Genomic DNA, 21186 nt, shown 5'->3' on the forward strand with positions numbered 1-21186 from the left:
CATGTTAAAAATCGCACTTTTAGGTAAGGGAAAGACTGGTAGTAAAATCATTGAACTCAATGATAACAATCCCAAATATTCAATTACTGTATTTGATTCACAAAATAGGCCTACAGTTGAAAAGCTTAAACAACACGACTATATAATCAGTTTTTTACCAGGCCCTATATTTTCAGAATATCTTGACATGCTTCTTGAATCTAGAGTTTGTGTCATAAGTGGGACAACAGGATGTGAATTACCAAATGGCCTAAATGAAAGGCTTAAAGAAATCAATTCATCCTGGGTTCTGTCGTCAAATTTTGCAGTCGGGATGTCTCTGGCCTATCACGTACTTAAAGTCTTAAAATCGGCAAATGTATTGTTTGATGATTATAGTCTTAACATTCATGAAATTCATCACACAAAGAAAATTGACGCACCATCAGGTACTGCTAAGTCTTGGAATGACTGGTTAGGAGGGCAATGTGAAGTAACCAGTGAAAGAATAGGTGATGTTGTTGGAACCCATACTGTGACTCTAGAAACTCCATATGAAGAGATGACTTTTACCCATAAATCTAAAGATAGAAAAATTTTTGCCGAAGGGGCCCTTTGGTGTGTAGAATACCTTCAAAGTACGCAGCTTCCTGCGGGAGTACATTTATTTGAAAATTTAACGAGATCAATTGTAGAAAAGGAATTGTTAAAATGAATCAGTTACCAATAGTCTGGACAGCATTAGTTACTCCAATGAATAAGGATGGAAGCGTCAATTATTCAGAATTACACAAGCTTATTAATCAGCAAGAAGAAGCTGGAAATGGTCTTTTAATACTTGGAAGTACCGGTGAGTCTTTAAATCTCTCTTTATCTGAGAAAAAAGAAATAATTCATTACCTTTCAAAAAACAAACCAAACTCACCAGTGATGATTGGAGTCGGTGGTATAAACCTAGAAGACACAAAGGAATGGATTGAATTCTTGAACCCTTTTAACTTTCATAGCTATTTGCTTGTTACTCCCCTCTACGCAAAACCTGGTGACAAAGGTCAGACTCTATGGTTTGAAAAACTAATGGACATTGCAACATCTCCTTGCATACTCTATAACGTCCCTTCTAGAACAGGAAGGCCTCTGTCATTGAAGGCCGTTGAAGCTCTTCACGAACACAAAAATTTTCTTGGAATTAAAGAGGCCAGTGGGTCTTGTGAAGAATTTAAAAAATATAAAAAAGCAGCAGGTAAAGGTTTTGTTTATTCTGGTGATGATGCACTTTTGCCAGAATTTGCTGATCTTGGAGCTTGTGGGGTGATCTCAGTTGCATCTAATGTTTGGCCAAAAGAGACTCATGAATTTGCGGCCCAATGCTTGAACAACACACTCAAGGACATTAAACTTTGGAAACAGGCCTGTGAATCTCTTTTTATTGTAAGCAACCCCATTCCTGCAAAAGTATTGCTCAAAGAACGTGGAGATATTTCATCATCAACTTTAAGATTACCACTAACTGATCTTGAGCTTGAATCCCCTGCGATACTAATGGAGCAAAATGAATTAATTAGAAATTGGTTTTCTCAACAAAAGGGGCAGTAATGAGCTGGAAAGAGACACTGGATTTATTAGAGCAAGGAAAACTAAGGGCCGCTTCTAAAGTCAATGGAATTTGGCAGGCCAACCCTGAAATAAAAAAAGAAATCTTAGAAGCATTTAAGGCCGGCGAATTAGTCGCAAAGGATGGTTTTGTAGATAAACACAATATTTTTCCACAAGAATTTAGTGTTGATCGAGGCATAAGACTCGTACCAGGTGGTTCTTCTGTTCGTAGAGGTTCATATATTGCTAATGGTGTTGTCATCATGCCTCCGGCCTATGTCAATATTGGAGCTTATGTAGATTCTGGTACCATGATTGACAGTCATGCACTTGTAGGGTCATGTGCACAAATTGGAAAGAATGTTCATCTCTCAGCTGGAGTTCAAATTGGTGGAGTATTAGAGCCAATTGGACTTGCACCTGTTGTCATCGAAGACGATGTTTTTGTTGGTGCTGGTTCTGTTATTGTTGAAGGGATTCAAGTTTTAAAAGGAGCGGTCATTGCTCCTGGTGTTATTCTTTCAAAGGCCATCCCCGTCTATGATTGCGTGAAAGAAAAAATGCTTGAAAGAGGAAGTGCAATACCTGAGGGTGCTGTTGTGGTGCCAGGAACGCGTCCACTTAATAAGCAACTTGCTTGGGGTAATGAACAAGGTCTTGCACTCAATTGCGCTATCATTATCAAATATAGAGATGATAAAAGTGATCAAAGCCTCGAGCTTGAACAATACTTAAGATAATGACAGATCAATTATTTATAAATAAACAGGACTCCCCTTTCTTCTTCTATGACATTGATGCCCTACAAAGTCACCTTCACTCTATAAATCAATTGAGTGGAGAAAAAATTCGTCTTTTTTATGCGACAAAAGCAAATCCACTTCTCGATGTTTTGCGTACAGTACATTCATGTGGACTAGGCATAGACGTCGCATCAAATGGGGAACTTTCTCAAGCAATTAAAGCAGGTTTTAAGGGTGATCAAATTATTGCGACTGGCCCTTCAAAATCTAAAAAATATCTTCAAACGCTTATTGAAAATAACATAAGTACGCTCGTACTTGAAAGCCCTAATCAAGCACTATGGGCCAATGAAATCGCTTTAGAAAAAAACATCACCATTGATTGTCTTCTAAGAGTTCAACTTGAATGGGAAAAAGGTAGCTCTGTACTTGGTGGAAATGAGATCACTCCCTTTGGGCTAGGTAAAAATGATTGGAATTATTCTGAATTAAAAAACTACAAAAATTTAAATATTTTAGGCCTTCATATCTTTCAGTGGGGCAATCTTACAAGTACTGAAAAAATTTGTGAAATTTGGAATCAAATTATTGAAACCGTTTGCGAGATAAGTAAATTTTTAGAAATAAAAAAACCAATTCTTGATCTCGGAGGTGGTTTGGGCCTAGATTATGGACAAACAGACATTACAGCTGCAATGAAAGCAATTGATATAGATGTACTATTTAAATTTTTGAACAGTAAAATTGTTGAAAAGAATTTTACTGAAATTTGGCTCGAATTAGGACGTTTTGCTGTGGGAGCTTTTGGGTATTATTTTCATAGAATCATTGATAAGAAAATGAATCGTGGCGTAAATCAACTTATATGTGAATCTGGTATTAATCATTTAATTCGCCCAACTCTAACAAACTGCCCCTTTCCTGCTGTCGTAGTCGGTAAAAATAAGGATTCTGTTGAATACAACGTATATGGGCCATTATGTACAGCTCTGGATAAATTGGGCACTTATAAGTTCCCAAAAAATACTGAAATTGGAGACTGGATCCAGTACTTTCTAGTAGGTGCGTATGGAATGACTGAAAGTATGCCTTATTTTTTATGTCATGACTTACCTGCAGAGTTTATCAAGAAAAATGGCCAGATTTCATGTGTACGTCAATCTAGCCCACCTCAAACATGGATGAAATAATGAGTATGTTAACTTTTGAAAAAGTTGTTGTAAAAACCTTGCCTTCCGGTGATCAAATTACAATTAAAAAATACCATTTAAAAGGTACTCAAAACGGCCCACACTGTTATATACAAGCTGGTATCCATGGAGCAGAACTTCAAGGGAGTGCTGTAATATCTTCCCTCATTGAAAAATTGAGAAATAGTCAAAACCTCTGTGGATCAATTACATTTATTCCAAATGCTAATCCGATGGCCATCAACAATAAGTTCATTGGTCAAACATTTGGTCGAATCAACCCTGTAACTGGAGTCAATTGGAATAGATCCTATTTTAACGTCGAAGTAGAAAATTATGATCTTGATGATCATAAATTCAAAGAGGCCCTTTTAACAAAAATCACTCAATGCGGTGATGAGTTTAATGAAGATGGCAAACTCCATAAAATCCTTCAATCAGAGGCCCATAAGGCAGATATTGTCCTGGATTTACATACAGGCCCAAAGGCCTGTGAATATATTTACTCACAGTCCTCACTTCTTGAAGATGCAAAGTATTTTAGATTTCCTTATCTTATTTTAATTCCTCCTGTTTTTGCTGGGGCCCTCGATGAAGCGAGCTTTTGCCCTTGGCACAAACGTGAAACCCTTACTGGAAGGAAAAATAATTTTTCTTCTTACACCATTGAATTAGGAAGTGAGGAGACTATCAATTTTGATATGGCCAATAAGCAATCTGAGAATATTATTAATTTCCTGGCCCACAAAGGCATGATTTTAAACACTAATGCTTCGATCTCTGGCCCTCAACTTTACAGTGAATTAAGCAATTTTGAGACCCTTTATTCACCTCAGACAGGACTTTTTGAATTCAATGTGCAACCCGGACTAATCGTTGAAAAAGGCGATAAATTGGGAGTTTTTCTAAGTTTCACTAACGAACAAGGCCCATTAAAGAAGGAGTACTGCGCCAACCAAAAATTGGCGATAATAAACCACCATCAGACATCGAATGTATCTGAGGGTATAGAGCTGTTTCAAATCCTCAAACTTCTTAAAGAGTGTTAATACTTTTTTCGATTTCATTTTCAAGTTTTTTCATCCCTATTGGTTTATGAAAGATTTTGTAATCTTCTTCAAAAATATCCTCAGTAGAATCAGCTGTTATAAAAATAAACGGAATGTCTACCCCACTTTTTCTAAGGCATTTTCTCAAATGGAGCCCATCAATATTAGGCATATGTAAATCGCACAGCACCAGGTCCGGTTGAATATTCTGTCTTCTTAGATCACTTAGTGCCTTCATGGGAGAACTATATTTTAGAAAATTTAGATGGTATCTCTTTGATAAGGTTCTTTCGATTAAATTAAGAAAATCAGTATCATCGTCAATTAATATAACGACTGGTGCATCTTCTTGTTCACTTTTACTTTTAAAAAAATTGAAAAGTTTCATAATTAAGCAACTTCCTTCAAGTTCTTTTTGCCTTGTATTGTTTCTCTAATTGCGTGAACTAATTCTTTACGAGAAAATGGTTTTTGTAAAAAAACACAATTATCAATTTTTAAAACATTCATTTCGGTTACTTTTTGTCGATCGGAAGAGATAAAAATAAATGGAATATCTCTATTTTTAAGATAACGAATATAATCCCCTAGTCTATATCCACTCAGGGCCTCTAAGTTGACGTCGATTATACCAACCTCAATTTCGTGATTATTTATTTCTTCAAGTGTTTCAAGTTCATTTCTGCATCCCAAAGTTTGGTAATCGGGCATACATTCTAACTGTTTTTTAATAAGGTTAAGCATATCATCATCGTCATCGACAATTAGTATTTTTTCAAGATCAGCGGGATTGAACTGAGATAAAGTTTCATCCTCGAGCATTCCAGGTCCATGCTCCTTTTTCCCTAGATATTTTTCGATGATGTTTCTTAGCTCCATACACTTTCTATCCTTGTCCAGTTCGTTTCCTCTAGGCTAAATGAACTTAGATTAAAAAAGGTGAAGAAATCTTGATAAAATTATTAACAGGGCCTAATAAATATATTAATTCAATATGTTACTGCCTTTCTTTAAAGTTTTATTATTCTCATTGACCGATTTTTATTTCATAGAAATGCAATAAATTCTAATCTTTTAGTGATTTTGTGATCTTTTCTTTTATTTCTATTTGTGAATTTTTTTAACCGACGAGGCCAAATCTCTTCTGGTTCAAAGTGAAACAATAGCCTATGCCATGAACAGTTTTGATGTGATAGATGCTTTTTTTAATTTTCTTTCTAAGTTTACTTATGTGTTGATCAATCGTTCTATAAGTAATATTGAAATCATTTTCCCAAATTTGATTAAGAATATCTTCTCGAGTCAGAACATTATCCATATTTTTAACAAGTAACCAAAGAAGTTTAATTTCTTTCATTGTTAATTCTATAGTTTCAACATTTCCCTCTTCACCTTTGAAGCTTACTTGAAACCTATCCATATCAATGACAAGGTCTTCCAATGAAATTTTTGTTTCGACTCCTGAATATGTAGAAATGTCTCTAAAAATGGTTTTAATTCTCATCATAAGTTCCATCGTATCAAAGGGTTTTGTTAGATAGTCTGAAACACCATTTTCAAAGGCCAAAACTTTATTACTGGTTTGGGCATTTTTAGTTAACATGATAATTGGAATTTTGCTTAAATCGGCAGAACTTTTAATATCGCGCCCGAGATGTGTGCCCATGCCATCGGGTAAATGATTATCTAGTACGATTAAATCCATCTTTTTTTTCTTGAGAAAAGGTATCACTTCACTACAACTCATGACATGATAAAACTCATAATCATTTCCTAATTTCTCTCTTATAAGAGCAAAGATTTCGTGATCATCGTCAACTACTAAGACTTGTTTTTTACCCATAGTACACTTTCCATTAGGCCTGTTTTTACACTTGTCGGTCATTTTTGATGATAACTTGAATTGTCAATTATATTAATAGCTTAGAACCATGTAATAAGCGCAGTTAATAGGCGATTTTGGCAAATTGCATATACGCATATCTATGTTCGCAAATTCTAAATTTTAGTTACCCACTCACAAATGATGCAAATAATATGTAAGAAATTTTCTTGATTTTTTTATTTTGAAGCAGTGAAAAAAATGAGCAATTATCGTAGTTTGCTTTTTTTTCTAAATTGCAAGAAAAAAAATCCTACATTTTTTTCGGAGTGCTTGCAGGAGAAACAAATTTTTAAAAAATTTTACTATTCTAAATCACCAAGGTTTGTTAGCCTTTTGTCAGTAGAAACTAACGCAAAAATTCTAGCAGTTATTTAAATTAATTGAAAAATGACCAGGAAGGTCCAGCACATACACACACTACTAAAGGGTTTTCTCTTTGGTTGCTTATTTATTTGAGGAGGCATTCTGTGGACGCAATTATTGCACCCAATGAAGATCGTTTTGTTTTATTTCCAATTGAATATCATAAAATTTGGGAAATGTATAAAAGCCACATGGCCGTATTTTGGACTGCTGAAGAAATTGATCTCGAACCAGATCTTAAAGATTGGGATAAACTAAACCCTGATGAAAAACATTTCATCACACATGTTCTTGCGTTTTTTGCTGCAAGTGACGGAATTGTTAATGAAAATTTAGCTCAAAGATTTTATAACGACGTTCAAATTCCAGAAGCACGTTGTTTTTATGGTTTTCAAATTGCGATGGAAAATATCCACAGCGAAACATATAGCTTGCTTATCGATACTTATGTGAAGGATCCAAAAGAAAAAGATAAATTATTTCATGCAGTAGAAAATCTCGATTGTGTTGCTAAAAAAGCTAAATGGGCACTCAATTGGATTAGCTCAAAAGCATCATTTGCAGAAAGATTGATCGCTTTTGCTGCAATAGAGGGGATCTTCTTTTCAGGAAGTTTTTGCGCTATCTTCTGGTTAAAAAAGCGTGGTCTAATGCCTGGATTATGTACGTCCAATGAATTTATAAGTCGAGATGAAGGCCTCCACTGCGAATTTGCATGTTTACTACATGATTTATTGCAACCAGAAAATCAGTTATCTAATGAAACGATACAACAAATTATTACAGAAGCTGTTGCAATTGAGACAGAGTTTATCACAGAGGCCCTTCCTGTTTCGTTAATTGGAATGAATTCAAAACTTATGATCCAATATATCCAATTTGTGGCCGATCATTGGATAAGCCGATTGGGAGCTCCTAGAGTTTACAATGTTGATAATCCGTTTGACTGGATGGAGCTAATCTCTCTTGAAGGTAAAACTAACTTTTTTGAAAAAAGAGTCTCCGAATATCAAAGACCAAATGTCTTGGGAGGAGATGAAGGTTCACATAAATTTACATTAGATGCTGACTTCTAGAAATCAGTAGGATGACTAGATTGTTTTGAGAAATAGATAAGAGGAGAAAAACATGTACGTATACACAAGAAGTGGTGATAAAGAGCCCATCAAATTTGACAAAATCACTCAAAGGATTGAAGGGCTTTGTTTTGACTTGGATCGTGATCACGTTGACCCATCGGCCATCGCTCAAAAAGTGATTGAAGGGATCTATGATGGGATTTCAACGAAGGAACTCGATCAACTAGCGGCCGAAACAGCTGCGTATCTATCAACACAACATCCAGATTATTCAACTCTCGCAGGTAGAATTGCTGTTTCAAATTTACACAAAGAAACCAAGGGCTGTTTTTCTGAAAACATTAAACAAATGTATCAATTTGTTAATCCCAAAACAGGTGAACACGCACCGCTCGTATCAAAAATTATTCATGATCTTGTCTGCGAACACGCTGAAATTCTAGATAAAACGGTTGATGACACTCGAGATTTTAATTATGACTATTTTGGGTTTAAAACATTAGAAAAATCTTACCTCCTTAAAATGGAAGGTAAAATTGTTGAACGTCCTGGACAAATGTTGATGAGAGTCTCTCTGGGCATCCATGATAATAATATTGACGAGGCCATTAAAACATACCACCTCATGAGCGAAAAATGGTTCACGCACGCAACTCCAACGCTTTTTAATGCAGGAACAAATAAACCACAATTATCATCTTGTTTCTTATTAACAATGCAAGAAGATAGTATCGCTGGTATTTATGATACTCTTAAACAAACTGCACTCATTTCACAATCTGCTGGAGGCATTGGACTTAGTATCCACAATGTTCGAGCAAAAGGTAGCTTCATAAAAGGCACCAACGGAATGTCTAATGGAATTGTTCCTATGCTCAAAGTTTTTAACGATACCGCAAGATATGTTGATCAAGGTGGAGGGAAGCGCAAAGGCTCCTTTGCAATTTACCTAGAACCATGGCATGCGGATATTCAAGATTTTCTTGAAATGAAAAAAAACACTGGTAAAGATGAGCTTAGATCTAGAGATCTCTTTTACGCTTTATGGATTCCAGATCTTTTTATGAAAAGAGTTGAAGAAGACGGTCAGTGGTCTCTTTTTTGCCCTCACCAATGCCCCGGTATGGCCGAAACATATGGGGCCGAGTTTGAAAAACTCTACACACGTTATGAACAAGAAGGTAAAGCTCTCAAAACTATCAAAGCACAAGATCTTTGGTTTCAAATACTAGAATCACAAATTGAAACTGGTTCTCCTTACATGCTCTATAAAGATTCTGTAAATGAGAAATCGAACCAAAAAAATCTTGGAACGATAAAATCAAGTAATCTCTGTACAGAGATCATGGAATACACAGCTCCAGATGAAGTTGCTGTATGCAATCTTGCTTCAGTTGCACTCCCCATGTTTGTTGATTTGGATAAAAATGTTTATGATCATCACAAACTTTATGAAGTCATTTATCAAATGACAGTAAATCTCAACAGAATCATCGATATCAATTACTACCCGGTACCAGAGGCAAAAAAATCAAATTTAAGACATCGTCCCATTGGACTTGGGGTACAAGGTCTACAGGATGTCTTCTTTAGATTAAGGCTACCCTTTGAAAGTGAGCAGGCCAAAATTCTTAATGAAGATATTTTTGAAACCATCTATTTTGCTGCAATGACAGCGTCAATGGATCTGGCCAAAGTTGATGGCCCCTACGAAACCTATCATGGTTCACCAGTTTCTCAAGGTATCTTTCAATTTGATATGTGGAATACAAAACCTAGAAGTGGACGTTGGAACTGGACTAACTTAAAGAAAGATATACTTAAACATGGTGTTAGAAATTCATTACTAGTTGCACCTATGCCAACTGCTTCTACATCTCAAATTCTAGGCAATACTGAGTGTTTCGAGCCCATCACTTCTAATATCTATGTCAGACGAGTCTTATCTGGTGAATTTGCTGTCGTCAATAAGTACTTGGTTAAAGATCTCATTGATTGTGGACTTTGGGACGATACTCTACGCAATGAAATCATAGCAAACAACGGCTCTATCCAATCAATAGAGCGTATTCCTGAAGATCTTAAATCTCTTTACAAAACCGTTTGGGAAATAAAACAACGCTCGATAATTGATCTCGCAAAAGTACGTGCACCTTATATTGATCAAGGGCAAAGTATGAATGTTCACATGCAAGATCCAAATTTTGGAAAGCTTAGTTCAATGCATTTCTATGCTTGGAAGGCCGGACTCAAAACGGGCATGTATTATTTGAGAACTCGTGCCGCAGTTAACGCTGTTCAGTTTACAGTTAAGCAACAAAATCCCGAGGTTTCAAAAACAAAAGACTTAGAACAAGAAAGAGAGGCAATGCTTTGCTCTCTAGATAATCCTGATGAATGCGTGATGTGTGGTTCTTAAGGATTAAGAACATCTCCTCTTCTTATAAGGGCCCGTCTAGGGCCCTTTTTTGTTTTTGAGATGAAATTTTAAGACAAAACAAAATATAATATATTTACAACTAAAAAAATTAGTCAATAAATTATTGAAAATAAAGATCTGTTTAGACTATCACCACTCGTAGAAAGTATTACACAAAGAGTACACTTTATCGTCTTACTATGCTAGTTTGGGGCCCTAACTGATAGGGAGTAACTATGAGCACACAAATTACCCTTATTCATCTTTTACTACTTTGGGTTTTGGCCCTAACAAATTCATGTACAGAAAGTGATAGAACAAATATTACTCCAGACAATGGAGAATATTTTGAAACAACTCATCTTAATAACACTAATAATCAATTCTATCTAGAGCTTGTTGAAACTGAAAAAAACCTAGAACAAAACCCTCTTCTTTTGAAAATTGTTGATGTCCATCCTGATGATCATACTAAATTGGTGTCTTATTATCAAATTGATGAGTCAAGTATAACTCTTGATGAAAACGATTTAAAATACTACATTAGTGCAGCTATTGACTTGGCCAGATATAATCAGCTCCTAGGCCAATTCCTTTCACTTGGCTATTCAACAACGGAGGGGGATTTCCTCTATTGCGAATATGGACATAAAATAAATTTGAAATCAGAAAAAGCTGCTAAATCAATGGCATCCACTAGTATTAGAGACCTTCTAAGCTCATATCTCGAGGAATACTCTCATGGCGAAGACTTTGAAGAAATGTTAGAAGACTCTCATCTTAGTGAACAATTAATTGTACAATACTACTCTCGTAAAAAATATGTTGGACAACCATTACCGTGGCTTCCGCATAAGCATGAACTTATTCAAAATTTTGAAGATAAACTTGTGACATTTAACTCAAATATTGAATCAATTGATAAACTTACACTCTATTTATCAGAGATATCAAAAATTCTAACCGATCAAGTTAAAGAGAATGAAACAAAAATCTTAGAGCTTACGAATCTTAGAGATCAACTCCAAAAATTTTCTCTTGAACTTGAAAAAGCACTCAGTCTTTTAAATGGAGAAGATCTCCGCTCTGAACAAAAATAAAAAAGACGTCGTAGAGACGTCTTTTTAGCTAAACCACACTTTGAATTCTCTATTTGAGAACAAACTCACTTTGAAGTGGTAAAGCAAATGGCGATAAGGGCATTAAAAAATTATTTTTGAAATTAGAAGAAGGTCTATCAGGTACAGTTTCTTTGGCCTGTATAATTGCATCATTTAATGGCATACTTTTAGATAATTGTGCTGCACTGATGGCCCGTTTTGGATTGACGATACCACTTGTTTTCACTTTACCGACTAGAAAATCTTTAACATCGACGGTAGATTCAATTATCTTCTTAACTTGTCTTGGGGTTAGGGCCGGATTGGCATCATTGATTTGCCCGGCCACATTTGCTACATAAGGAGCGGCCTGAGAAGTCCCACTCACTTCGAGGTACTCGTTGCCAGGGACAGAAGATCTAATGGCAACTCCGGGAGCTGCCACATCTACCTGAGTGGCGCCATAATTTGAAAATCTGGCCAATGATAAATTTGAAAAAGTAGCAGCAACTGATATTTCATTAGGAGCTATAATATTTGTAGGTGATGTAGGAAACACATCATTATCAGAACTATCATTCCCAGCAGCAAAGACAAACAATGTTTTAGGGGCCAAATTCATCATTTGTTGTCCATTTTGCATTACCTGTTCCATAAAGTATTTGGTTAGTTCATAGAGATCTTCGGAAGTTGGTTCTTTTCTCAATGTCATATGAAATATTTGATAAATAAGACCTGCTGCTTGTCTAAAACCTGTACCGAAAGAACCATTGGCCACAACTGCACCTTGCTTGTGACAGTAGTAAGCAATTTCTTTTAAAATATTCATTTGCTCTACTGCTACTTTTCTAAGTAGGCCTTTGAATATTTTTTTTATGTTTGGCCCTATGTTTTTGGGTTGATCCTCATCATCGCTTAAACTGCTAATTTCATCAGTGATAAGTGTTTTTTTGAATGGAAGACTATATTTAGAAGCAATTTTTTGTAGAGATGATTCTTCGTCGTTTCCGCCGGGTAGGTTAACTTCAGTTGGTAATAATTTAATTGCTAAAACTTTTGCTTTTTCAGAATTCATTGAAGTAATTCCAGCAACGTGAGTTCCATGCATGAAATTTCCATAGATCGTAAGTTCTTTTATAAATTCTTTTTCTTTAAGTTTTTTCCTCACCCAATCTACTTCTTCTTTGCTAACAGTTCCGTAATAATTTTTCTTTTGTATTTCAAAGAATTTGAAAACATCAGGTGAAAACGTTCCTAGATACTTATAGTCGATTACCAAATTATTGCCTTCAGCAAAATTCCAACCAAAAACATCATCGAGATAACCATTACGATCATCATCAACATTATCAACTGTACTATCTACAGGATTAATCCATGCTTTAGGTGCAATCATCTCATGTTTCATATCAGTCCCAGAGTCAATGATCGCTAGAATTGCAGCATTTGCTTGTCCGAACATTAGGAAAACCAAAAGTGGTTTTAAGAACTTTGTCATGAACGCCTCCAGTGCTATCCCTACGTATTCGACCGTGAATACCTTGTGGGTAAAAGTTCGCATTATTATTCTTATAATCTAATGAAGCAACGTCAAAAGGAATACTCTATCATTCTCTAACATTATTTTGTATAATTCTAGGATATTATTGAGCGTAATAATCAGCTATTTTTAGGACAAAAATGAAAGTACTTATCACATGTGAACTACCTGACACTTTAACTGAACTTTTAGATAAGGAACAAATTAACTATGATATTCTTTCAAATTATATAAATGCAGCAGATGAATATCAAGCGATGGTTTGTATAAATACTGATCTTATAGATGACACATTTCTATCAACACACAAAAAATTGAAATTGATTGCAAATTATGCTGTTGGATATAACAATATAGATCTCATCGCTGCAAAAAAATATGATGTGTTCGTAACGAATACTCCAGATGTTCTTACTACCGCTACGGCCGATTTAGCTTTTACATTAATGCTGGCCATAGCAAGAAAAATCCCCGCGGCAATGAATAATGCAAAAAATGGACAATGGAAAAAATGGGAACCACGTGGTTTTTTAGGACAAGATCTTAGAGGAAAAACATTAGGTATACTTGGTCTTGGAAGAATTGGGCAAAGTTTTGCAAAACTTTGCCGTGATTCTTTTGGAATGAATATTATTTATCACAATAGGTCGGCCTCAGCTTATGAATATGAACTGAAAGCTTCAAGAGTTGAATTTGAAGAGCTTTTGAGAGAAAGTGATGTTTTATCTCTGCATTGCCCACTCACCAAAGAGACTCATAATATTATCAATGAACGATCTTTTGAGCTGATGAAAAATAATGCCATTCTCATAAATACTTCTCGTGGAGGACTGATTTCTACAGATGACTTACTAAAGGCCATTAAAGATAATCAAATATCAGGAGTAGGACTTGATGTAACGATGCCTGAACCACTTGAAGCTAGTCATGAATTGTATAGTTTTGAAAATGTACTGATTGTCCCACACATTGGTTCAGCAACTCATTTTGCAAGGAGTGAGATGGCCAGAATATGTGCAGATAACATCATTCATTTCTCTAAGGGAAAGCCACTGATTACTGCAGTTGAAATATAAGGAAAAGAAGTAGGGCCAAGACCCTACTTCAGTAAATTATTTTATTGAAATCGTTCTTTGTGTTTCTTTGGCCTTCTGACACTTTGAAACTTCGACATGTAGTACGCCATTTTCCATTTTTGCTTCAATTTTTTCTTTATCAATATCATTAGGAAGTTTAATACTTCGATAAAAATTTCCGTGACCTCGTTCAACTATATGATAATCATTCTTTTTTTCTTCATTGAAGCTCTTTTTTTCTCCTTTGATTGTCAGAATATTATCTTTTAGATCGATATTGATATCTTCCTTATTGACCCCTGGAAGTTCTGTTTCTAATACATAGGCCGTTTCATTTTCGTGAACATTTAAAGCGGGAGCAAAACCTTTTTGGAAATTCTCAGTTGTAGGAATTTTCCAATCATTGAAAAACTCATCAAAAAGTGCATTAAATGGATCACGGTACTTTGCTGCATCTTCTCTTTGAACAGGTACTCTGTTGTTAGTTCTTAAAATACTCATACAAAACCTCCGAACAAAATATTAATATTTGCGTGATGATAGTCCTGTGTAAGGCAATGATCAATATTTTTTCTTATGAAATGAGTTCACAGTCAAACATTTTGGGAAATAAGAAAGGTAAACTCCAACCATTTTTATAGCTAGAATGATAAACAAAAACATTGCCGTCTAGTTTTGTAAAAACAGGTGTGCGTCTTTTTCCCTTATGTCTTGGCCCTGAGACTATCCTACCCTGCTCTAGATCAGGCAGTTGAATAATTTTTTTTGCTTCACAGTAGTACTCAATAATCTGTTCATCTGCTGCAAAAATATTCTCTTTCAGAGTAGTTCCACCTATTAAAATTTCATCAGTAATAGATCGATAAATGATATTAAAATTCTTACATGTTAAAACAAAAGAGGATTGATCACTTAGACCGCAATTCTTGAATTGAATATAGTTGCCAGGTATAATTTTATTGTGCGATAGCTCTGAAGAAGTATGCTCATCTTTGTGCAAAAAATTACTATACGCTCCGGCACAAATAAATTTATAACTGCTTTGATCTAATTCATCCAAACTGCTTATAATTTCATTATTAAAACTTAAGTTATGTCCATTTAACAATATATTCTTGTGTATTTTTTGATCTAACCAACTTAAAAACAATTCAGGATAAATTAGATAACACTCAGAAATTAAACCTGAAAGGCCAGGAGCGGGAGATTCTCTTAATTCTTCAACTCGACCGTATCTTTTTTCAAATTGGTCGTGTTTATAAAATTTTGAAAGATAATATTGAGGCACTTGTTCAATTCCGGCCGGTGAATATAATTTAAAAAATTGTACAAACTCTTCAAATGCACTCAATAGAATATCCCCTAAAGGGGATGTACCATAATTAATAAAGTTATGTGAGACAACAGAGGTTGTCGTAAGTGTACAAGGCATGAAACAGGAATCTGCGCTTTTAACCATAATACTTAATCTTTCTCTAGAATGTCCAGATAGATAAAAAAGTGCCAGACGGCCTGCAAACCCATTTCCAAGAATTGTAATCTTCATGAACATCAGAATTAACAATCAAAATAAACATTGGCAAGTAATTGTAAAAAGGCCAATATGCTCAGTCTAAAATAGGAGCATTCATGTCAAAATTGGATTCAAATGCATTAGTTTATGTATGTGAACAGACTGGTCTACAGGCCATTCGTGTACAAAATGTCGTAAATCTACTTAAGAATGAGGACTGTACAGTCCCCTTCATTGCCAGATATCGAAAAGAAGTTACAGGTGATATGGATGAAGTTCAAATTCGAAGCATTGAGGAAAAATACGATGAATTTTTAGAAATCGAAAAACGCCGAAGTTTTGTATTAGAAGCAATAAACAAACTTGAACAACTCACACCTGAATTAGAAAAGAAAATAAAATCGGCAAAAACATTACTTGTCATCGAGGATTTATACGCTCCCTATAAAACCAAAAGAAAAACCAAAGGTATGACGGCCAAAGAAGCAGGTCTTGAAGCGCTTGCCAAAATACTCCTTGCAACAGATTTTCCTATAGAACAAATTTTGGCCGTTGCACAAGCAAAGTTTTTAAATCCTGATAAAAAAATTACAACGGCCCAAGAAGCAATCGAAGGGGCCTGCGATATAATCACTGAAATGATGGCCCATGATTCTGAAATTAAAGAAAAACTACGCAATATTTATACTAATGACGCTGTTTTAAAATCAACAAAAAGAAAAGATTCTGAACAAATTAAAGAATTTGAAAAGTTTAGAGATTATTTCGAATTTGAACAAAAATTAAGCGAATTAAAAAACCCAAAGGCCACTCATCGCTTTTTGGCAATGAGAAGAGGTATGACTCTTAAAATACTCAAAGTAGATGTAGTTTATGATCTCGATAAGGCCATCAATTTAATCCTAAATAAATATTTAAAAAGCGGATCTAAAATACAAAATATTATTGAAGAATGTTCTAAAAGTGCCTATTCAAAATACATTCACCCATCACTTGACTTAGAATTTAAAACCGAACTGAAAAAAATCGCTGATGATTCGGCCATCAATGTATTTGGTATCAATTTAAGGCATTTATTACTTCAACCATATCTAGGTGCTAAATGCGTACTAGGAGCAGATCCTGGAGTTAGAACAGGTGTCAAACTAGCTGTTGTAGATGACACTGGAAAGTTCATTATTGACACTGTGGTTTATCCCCATCCACCACACAATCAAGAACAGGCCTCTGCACAGATTATAGATGCGATCATTGATAAATTTCAGATTGAATATGTTGCCATTGGCAATGGTACTTATGGACGTGAAACTCTAGCGTTTATGGAAAAACTTGTACCTGCGATTAGAGATGGAAAAACGAGGGCAACATTAGTGAATGAAGATGGAGCTAGTATCTATTCTGCTTCTGATATTGCAAGAGAAGAATTTCCAGACAAGGACCCCACTGTAAGAGGGGCCATCTCTATTGCGAGAAGATTCCAAGACCCACTTGCTGAACTCGTGAAAATAGATCCAAAATCAATTGGAGTTGGACAATATCAACACGATGTAAATCAATCAAAGTTAAAAAAATCATTAACGAATGTTGTTGAAAGTTGTGTGAACTATGTCGGGGTTGATCTAAATACGGCCAGTGCTCCACTCTTATCGTATATCTCAGGTATAGGTCCGTCTGTCGCAAAAAATATTGTTAATCATCGTGAAAAACATGGAATGTTTAGACTAAGAAGTGAGCTTCTTAAAATTGGTCGTTTCAGTCAAAAAATATTTGAACAATCTGCTGGTTTTCTTAGAATCTACAATGGAGAAAATGCATTAGATCAGACATTTATTCACCCAGAACGCTATTGTGTTTTGGAAAACTGGTGTTCTCAAAATAGTGTTAAAGTTTCAGAGTTACTAACAGACAGTAATATTCAAAATAAACTTGAAAAAGATAATAAGTTTAAAGAAGAAGTTGGTGAATATACTTATAAAGATATCATTAAATCATTAAGAGCGCCTGGCCAGGATCCCAGGACAGAATTCAAGTCTACCGATTTTAGAAAAGACGTCTCGAGTATTGAAGATCTTAAAATTGGGGAATGGTATCCTGGAGTAGTAAACAATATTACTCAATTTGGAGCATTTGTTGATATCGGCGTAAAAGAAAGTGGACTACTCCATGTCTCACATATGTCGGAACATTTTGTAGATGATCCATTTAAAGAATTAAAAGTTGGTGAACAAGTAAAAGTAAAAATAATCGATATTGATTACCCAAGAAAAAGAATTTCCCTTAGCCGAAAAGTTGATAGTGAAGTAACTTATGCAAAAAATGATCATCCTAATCGTAAAACCAGTGGAAAAGGCAAAAATTTACCGGGGCAAAATGATCAGCTTAAAAATAAAGCATTTGCGGGACTAAAAGACTTACTAAAATAATTCCGTAAGATTATTTATATTAAACTTGGACTATTTAATTTCCGACAAAATGTCATATGGTCAATGAAAAGTTTAATACAATATTATTTCATCTCGTAAAATCTTCTGTCATAAATAATGACACTGATTATCTTAATAATATTAGAAAAATTTTGAGAATAACTTCTGAGTCCTGTTTTGCTGATAGAGCGAGTTTATGGGTTTTTAATAAAGACACTTCAAAACTTATTTGTGAAAAACTTTATACAAAAAAAGATGATGATTTTGAAAGTGGACATATCATTTTAAGAAGAGATTGTGAGACCTTTTTTAAAAATTTAGAAGATAAAGAGATCATCGAATCAGTTCAAGCAAAAGAAAATCCCTTAACAAAATGTCTAGGTGAAGTTTATTTAAAAAAATATAATATTGAGACTCTCTACTCTGTCCCGATTCGTGATACAGTTGGACTGGCCGGTGTGTTTCAATTAGAGTTTCATAAGGAAACAACTTTAGATGAAACGGTCGTTGAATACTTTTTGCCATCTATAGCTAATCTTGCAGGAAAAATATTTGAAAGAAAAAAAGTCGTTGATGAAATTAAATGGTTAAAAAATCATACTCTGGCCGTTAATGAGCATAACCTTGTGAGTATCACAAATCTACATGGAATAATCACTTATGCAAACCCAAAGTTCTGTGAAGTATCTCAATATAGACCAGAAGAGCTTGTTGGACGAACTCACAGACTTGTTAATTCAGGATTTCATAACAATCAATTTTTTAAGACGTTGTGGGATACAATCTTAAATGGTGGTATATGGAAGGGTGAAATCTGTAATAAAGCAAAAGACGGAACAATGTATTGGGTTGATGCTACAATTTTCGGTATCAAAGATTTTAAAAACGAAATCAAAGAATTTATTGCGATAAGAAACGATATAACGAGAGTCAAAAAGCAAGAGCAGCTTTTACTAAGAATTTTGGAAGAAAATAAAGTATTAAACAGACTATTAGAACTCGATCATTTTTCTACAAAATCACTTGATCAAAAAATCGATGAGGCCCTTAATATTATTATTGAACTACCCTGGTTAAACGTACTTCAAAAAGCTGGAGTTTTCTTAGTTGAAAATGGTGCATTAAGACTCTTTGTCTCCAAAGATCTTGGAGTTCGTATCGAAGAGATGTGTTCGAAAGTAGAAAAAGGGCGTTGCTTGTGTGGGAGAGCTTTCGAGCAAAAACAAATTTTGCATGCAAGCTGTGTAGATGATAGACATGAAAATAGATTTGATGGGATTGGCCCTCATGGACATTATAATGTGCCGATAATTTCAAAAAATGAAGTGATTGGAGTTATCGTTTTTTATCTTGAACACGGGCATCAGAAAAAGCAAAGCGAAATCGATTTTTTACAAGCATGTTCTGAAGTATTCTCACAAATTATCAATACCCACTATACTGAGCTTGAAGTCTTAAAAACCAGAGATAATGCACTAGTTGCAGAAAAGGCAAAATCCGAATTTCTTGCAAATATGTCTCATGAAATCAGAACTCCAATGAATGGAGTTTTAGGAATGACTCAACTTTTGCAGGGAACGCCTCTCAATCTCGAACAAAAAGAAATGCTCGATATCATTGAGACGTGTGGTGATAGTTTGCTCACAATTCTTAATAATATTTTAGATTTTTCTAAGATAGAATCTGGAAAAATGGAGCTTGAGTATATCACTTTCAACCTCAAAAAAACTGTTGAAGAGGCGGTCTTTTTACACAATGTGAGAGCATCTCAAAAGGGAATTAATCTTTTAACAGAGTATCAAGATGACTTACCTTTAGAATTTGTGGGAGATGTCACAAGAATCAGACAAATTCTTGTAAATTTTATCTCTAACGCTATAAAATTTACTGAAAAAGGTTCAGTCACCGTTAAGATTTTTGGAAATGAAGATAAAGAAAACAAGAATGTAAAACTTTATATTAATGTCATAGATACAGGTATAGGAATTCCAAAGAATTCACAAAAAAAGCTTTTTAATGCTTTTACGCAAGCAGATACAAGCATAACGAGAGAATTTGGAGGAACAGGTCTAGGCCTAACAATTTGTTCCAAGCTGGCTGAAATGATGGGTGGAGAAGTAACTTTTGAAAGTGAACTCGGTAAAGGCTCAAATTTCAAATTTAATGTCACTTTACAAAGAAGTATCAAAGATAAATCTTTTCTTTTTGGAACTGATGGTTTGAAATCTGAAAAAGAATTTGCACAAATCTTTCCTCATAGTATTTTAATTGTTGAAGATAATGCCATAAACCAAAAGTTAGCAAAAATGATGCTTAAAAAACTTGGTTACGAATGCAGTATCGTTGAGGATGGTAAGAAAGCATTGGATATAATCACCTCTGATCCAAATAAATTTACACTTGTCTTTATGGATATGCAGATGCCTGTAATGGATGGAGTTACGGCCACAAAAGAAATCATTAAAAAGCTTGGAGACAAAGCGCCCACAATTGTCGCTATGACAGCAAATGCTTTCAAAGAAGATAAAGAAAAATGTTCTTTGGCCGGTATGTCTGATTTCATTGAGAAACCTATAAAAATTGAAAAGCTTACTGAAGTTCTGCAAAACTATTCTCTTAAAGTCAATCATGCCGTGTAGTGTACGAATAAACCGTTTTCTTTAGTCAACTAAACAATCATAAAAATAGTATATCATTTAAAAAATATCCACACAGTATGATTTATTCATTATAATTATTATTGAATGAAGGTTATTAATGCCAAATCAAACATCTAAAAATTGATCATTATTTTGGGGTATGAATGAACGACAAAATATTAAGTTACGCTCTTTCTTTTGCTTTGTTTATAAGTAGCACATCGACAACATTTTCGAGGGAATTATGTCCAAAAGAAATCCAAGATATGCAAACAGAGCTTAAAAACTGTGAAGCTAAAAGATGTGAAAATCCAGATGATTTTAATTCATGTGATTTAGCAAAAGAGCAAAATTTTTTAAATTGCCGTTCTGGAGTGTTGAGCAAATATGAGAATCTGAAAGGTAACAATCAAATTTGCAAATCTGATCTCCAAGAAATTAAAGAAAAAATTGAAAGTAATATTCAAAAAGAGTTGTTAAGTTGTGATCAATATAAATGTAGTGAGCCATTTTCCCCTTCAGTCTGTGACTTTCAAAAGGAACAAATGTTCATTTCATGCCGAGCAGATGTAATATCTAAATACCAAGATTT

General features: G+C 34.6%; 18 protein-coding genes. 12 read left to right on the plus strand and 6 right to left on the minus strand.

The window, feature by feature from the left end; translation table 11 throughout:
* The first annotated feature begins 1 nt into the window (after window position 1).
* From H6622_14160 to H6622_14180, 5 genes are read left to right on the plus strand one after another with little or no spacing between them, the layout of a single operon-like run.
* On the plus strand, window positions 2–694 hold the full coding sequence (locus tag H6622_14160) for a hypothetical protein (protein MCB9062664.1): 693 nt from the start codon (window positions 2–4) through the stop codon (window positions 692–694).
* On the plus strand, window positions 691–1575 hold the full coding sequence (locus H6622_14165) for a 4-hydroxy-tetrahydrodipicolinate synthase (GenBank protein ID MCB9062665.1): 885 nt from the start codon (window positions 691–693) through the stop codon (window positions 1573–1575). The genes H6622_14160 and H6622_14165 overlap by 4 nt, the downstream gene beginning before the upstream one ends.
* Window positions 1575–2315 carry a 2,3,4,5-tetrahydropyridine-2,6-dicarboxylate N-succinyltransferase gene (locus H6622_14170; GenBank protein ID MCB9062666.1) on the plus strand — a complete coding sequence of 247 codons (741 nt, stop codon included), beginning with the start codon at window positions 1575–1577 and terminating at the stop codon, window positions 2313–2315. Before H6622_14165 ends, H6622_14170 begins: the two co-directional genes overlap by 1 nt.
* Window positions 2315–3508, plus strand: coding sequence for a PLP-dependent decarboxylase (locus H6622_14175; GenBank protein MCB9062667.1), 1194 nt, complete (start codon window positions 2315–2317; stop codon window positions 3506–3508). Before H6622_14170 ends, H6622_14175 begins: the two co-directional genes overlap by 1 nt.
* Window positions 3508–4557, plus strand: coding sequence for a succinylglutamate desuccinylase/aspartoacylase family protein (locus H6622_14180; protein MCB9062668.1), 1050 nt, complete (start codon window positions 3508–3510; stop codon window positions 4555–4557). The genes H6622_14175 and H6622_14180 overlap by 1 nt, the downstream gene beginning before the upstream one ends.
* Here the strand turns inward: H6622_14180 and H6622_14185 are convergent.
* The 3 genes from H6622_14185 to H6622_14195 form a co-directional block, all read right to left on the minus strand.
* Entirely contained in the window at window positions 4544–4945 is a 402-nt protein-coding gene (locus H6622_14185; GenBank protein MCB9062669.1) for a response regulator, read from the minus strand. The two genes, H6622_14180 and H6622_14185, sit on opposite strands and share 14 nt — an antisense overlap.
* Window positions 4946–4947: 2 nt before the next feature.
* Window positions 4948–5436 carry a response regulator gene (locus H6622_14190; protein MCB9062670.1) on the minus strand — a complete coding sequence of 163 codons (489 nt, stop codon included), beginning with the start codon at window positions 5434–5436 and terminating at the stop codon, window positions 4948–4950.
* A gap of 241 nt (window positions 5437–5677) precedes the next feature.
* Window positions 5678–6400: a response regulator transcription factor gene (locus H6622_14195; protein MCB9062671.1), complete on the minus strand. Its 723-nt coding sequence runs from the start codon at window positions 6398–6400 to the stop codon at window positions 5678–5680.
* A gap of 509 nt (window positions 6401–6909) precedes the next feature.
* On the opposite strand from H6622_14195, the gene H6622_14200 reads away from it, so the two are divergent.
* The 3 genes from H6622_14200 (at window position 6910) to H6622_14210 (ending at window position 11403) form a co-directional block, all read left to right on the plus strand.
* The gene (locus H6622_14200; GenBank protein MCB9062672.1) at window positions 6910–7881 is read left to right on the plus strand and encodes a ribonucleotide-diphosphate reductase subunit beta; all 972 of its coding nucleotides are present in this window, start codon (window positions 6910–6912) and stop codon (window positions 7879–7881) included.
* 52 nt (window positions 7882–7933) lie between these two features.
* Window positions 7934–10303, plus strand: a complete 2370-nt coding sequence (locus tag H6622_14205) for a ribonucleoside-diphosphate reductase subunit alpha (protein ID MCB9062673.1) — start codon at window positions 7934–7936, stop codon at window positions 10301–10303.
* Between the two features lie 236 nt (window positions 10304–10539).
* Complete coding sequence (locus H6622_14210) at window positions 10540–11403, plus strand: hypothetical protein (protein MCB9062674.1); 864 nt, start codon at window positions 10540–10542, stop codon at window positions 11401–11403.
* A 49-nt stretch (window positions 11404–11452) separates the two neighbouring features.
* Here the strand turns inward: H6622_14210 and H6622_14215 are convergent, their stop codons facing one another.
* Window positions 11453–12901: a S8 family serine peptidase gene (locus H6622_14215; GenBank protein MCB9062675.1), complete on the minus strand. Its 1449-nt coding sequence runs from the start codon at window positions 12899–12901 to the stop codon at window positions 11453–11455.
* A 182-nt stretch (window positions 12902–13083) separates the two neighbouring features.
* Between H6622_14215 and H6622_14220 the strand changes: the two genes are divergently transcribed.
* Window positions 13084–14019, plus strand: coding sequence for a D-glycerate dehydrogenase (locus tag H6622_14220; GenBank protein MCB9062676.1), 936 nt, complete (start codon window positions 13084–13086; stop codon window positions 14017–14019).
* A 36-nt stretch (window positions 14020–14055) separates the two neighbouring features.
* On the opposite strand, the gene H6622_14225 is transcribed toward H6622_14220, so the two are convergent.
* The gene (locus tag H6622_14225; protein MCB9062677.1) at window positions 14056–14520 is read right to left on the minus strand and encodes an Hsp20/alpha crystallin family protein; all 465 of its coding nucleotides are present in this window, start codon (window positions 14518–14520) and stop codon (window positions 14056–14058) included.
* Between the two features lie 73 nt (window positions 14521–14593).
* Window positions 14594–15565: a hypothetical protein gene (locus tag H6622_14230; GenBank protein ID MCB9062678.1), complete on the minus strand. Its 972-nt coding sequence runs from the start codon at window positions 15563–15565 to the stop codon at window positions 14594–14596.
* An 83-nt stretch (window positions 15566–15648) separates the two neighbouring features.
* On the opposite strand from H6622_14230, the gene H6622_14235 reads away from it, so the two are divergent.
* The 3 genes from H6622_14235 to H6622_14245 all read left to right on the plus strand — a co-directional run.
* Window positions 15649–17955, plus strand: coding sequence for an RNA-binding transcriptional accessory protein (locus tag H6622_14235; protein MCB9062679.1), 2307 nt, complete (start codon window positions 15649–15651; stop codon window positions 17953–17955).
* Window positions 17956–18011: 56 nt separating this feature from the next.
* Window positions 18012–20594, plus strand: a complete 2583-nt coding sequence (locus tag H6622_14240; GenBank protein ID MCB9062680.1) for a response regulator — start codon at window positions 18012–18014, stop codon at window positions 20592–20594.
* 164 nt (window positions 20595–20758) lie between these two features.
* On the plus strand, window positions 20759–21186 hold a 428-nt coding region (locus H6622_14245; protein ID MCB9062681.1), incomplete at its 3' end, for a hypothetical protein.

The organism is Halobacteriovoraceae bacterium (genome assembly GCA_020635115.1).
Classification (GTDB): domain Bacteria; phylum Bdellovibrionota; class Bacteriovoracia; order Bacteriovoracales; family Bacteriovoracaceae; genus JACKAK01.

Bases quoted from the DNA above. Each gene is read 5' to 3' on its own strand.
- H6622_14215 (MCB9062675.1), bottom strand. From the start codon at position 12,901: ATGACAAAGTTCTTAAAACCACTTTTGGTTTTCCTAATGTTCGGACAA.
- H6622_14210 (MCB9062674.1), top strand. From the start codon at position 10,540: ATGAGCACACAAATTACCCTTATTCATCTTTTACTACTTTGGGTTTTG.
- H6622_14165 (MCB9062665.1), top strand. From the start codon at position 691: ATGAATCAGTTACCAATAGTCTGGACAGCATTAGTTACTCCAATGAAT.
- H6622_14225 (MCB9062677.1), bottom strand. From the start codon at position 14,520: ATGAGTATTTTAAGAACTAACAACAGAGTACCTGTTCAAAGAGAAGAT.
- H6622_14170 (MCB9062666.1), top strand. From the start codon at position 1,575: ATGAGCTGGAAAGAGACACTGGATTTATTAGAGCAAGGAAAACTAAGG.
- H6622_14190 (MCB9062670.1), bottom strand. From the start codon at position 5,436: ATGGAGCTAAGAAACATCATCGAAAAATATCTAGGGAAAAAGGAGCAT.
- H6622_14195 (MCB9062671.1), bottom strand. From the start codon at position 6,400: ATGGGTAAAAAACAAGTCTTAGTAGTTGACGATGATCACGAAATCTTT.
- H6622_14160 (MCB9062664.1), top strand. From the start codon at position 2: ATGTTAAAAATCGCACTTTTAGGTAAGGGAAAGACTGGTAGTAAAATC.
- H6622_14205 (MCB9062673.1), top strand. From the start codon at position 7,934: ATGTACGTATACACAAGAAGTGGTGATAAAGAGCCCATCAAATTTGAC.
- H6622_14230 (MCB9062678.1), bottom strand. From the start codon at position 15,565: ATGAAGATTACAATTCTTGGAAATGGGTTTGCAGGCCGTCTGGCACTT.
- H6622_14240 (MCB9062680.1), top strand. From the start codon at position 18,012: ATGGTCAATGAAAAGTTTAATACAATATTATTTCATCTCGTAAAATCT.
- H6622_14220 (MCB9062676.1), top strand. From the start codon at position 13,084: ATGAAAGTACTTATCACATGTGAACTACCTGACACTTTAACTGAACTT.
- H6622_14235 (MCB9062679.1), top strand. From the start codon at position 15,649: ATGTCAAAATTGGATTCAAATGCATTAGTTTATGTATGTGAACAGACT.
- H6622_14175 (MCB9062667.1), top strand. From the start codon at position 2,315: ATGACAGATCAATTATTTATAAATAAACAGGACTCCCCTTTCTTCTTC.
- H6622_14180 (MCB9062668.1), top strand. From the start codon at position 3,508: ATGAGTATGTTAACTTTTGAAAAAGTTGTTGTAAAAACCTTGCCTTCC.
- H6622_14185 (MCB9062669.1), bottom strand. From the start codon at position 4,945: ATGAAACTTTTCAATTTTTTTAAAAGTAAAAGTGAACAAGAAGATGCA.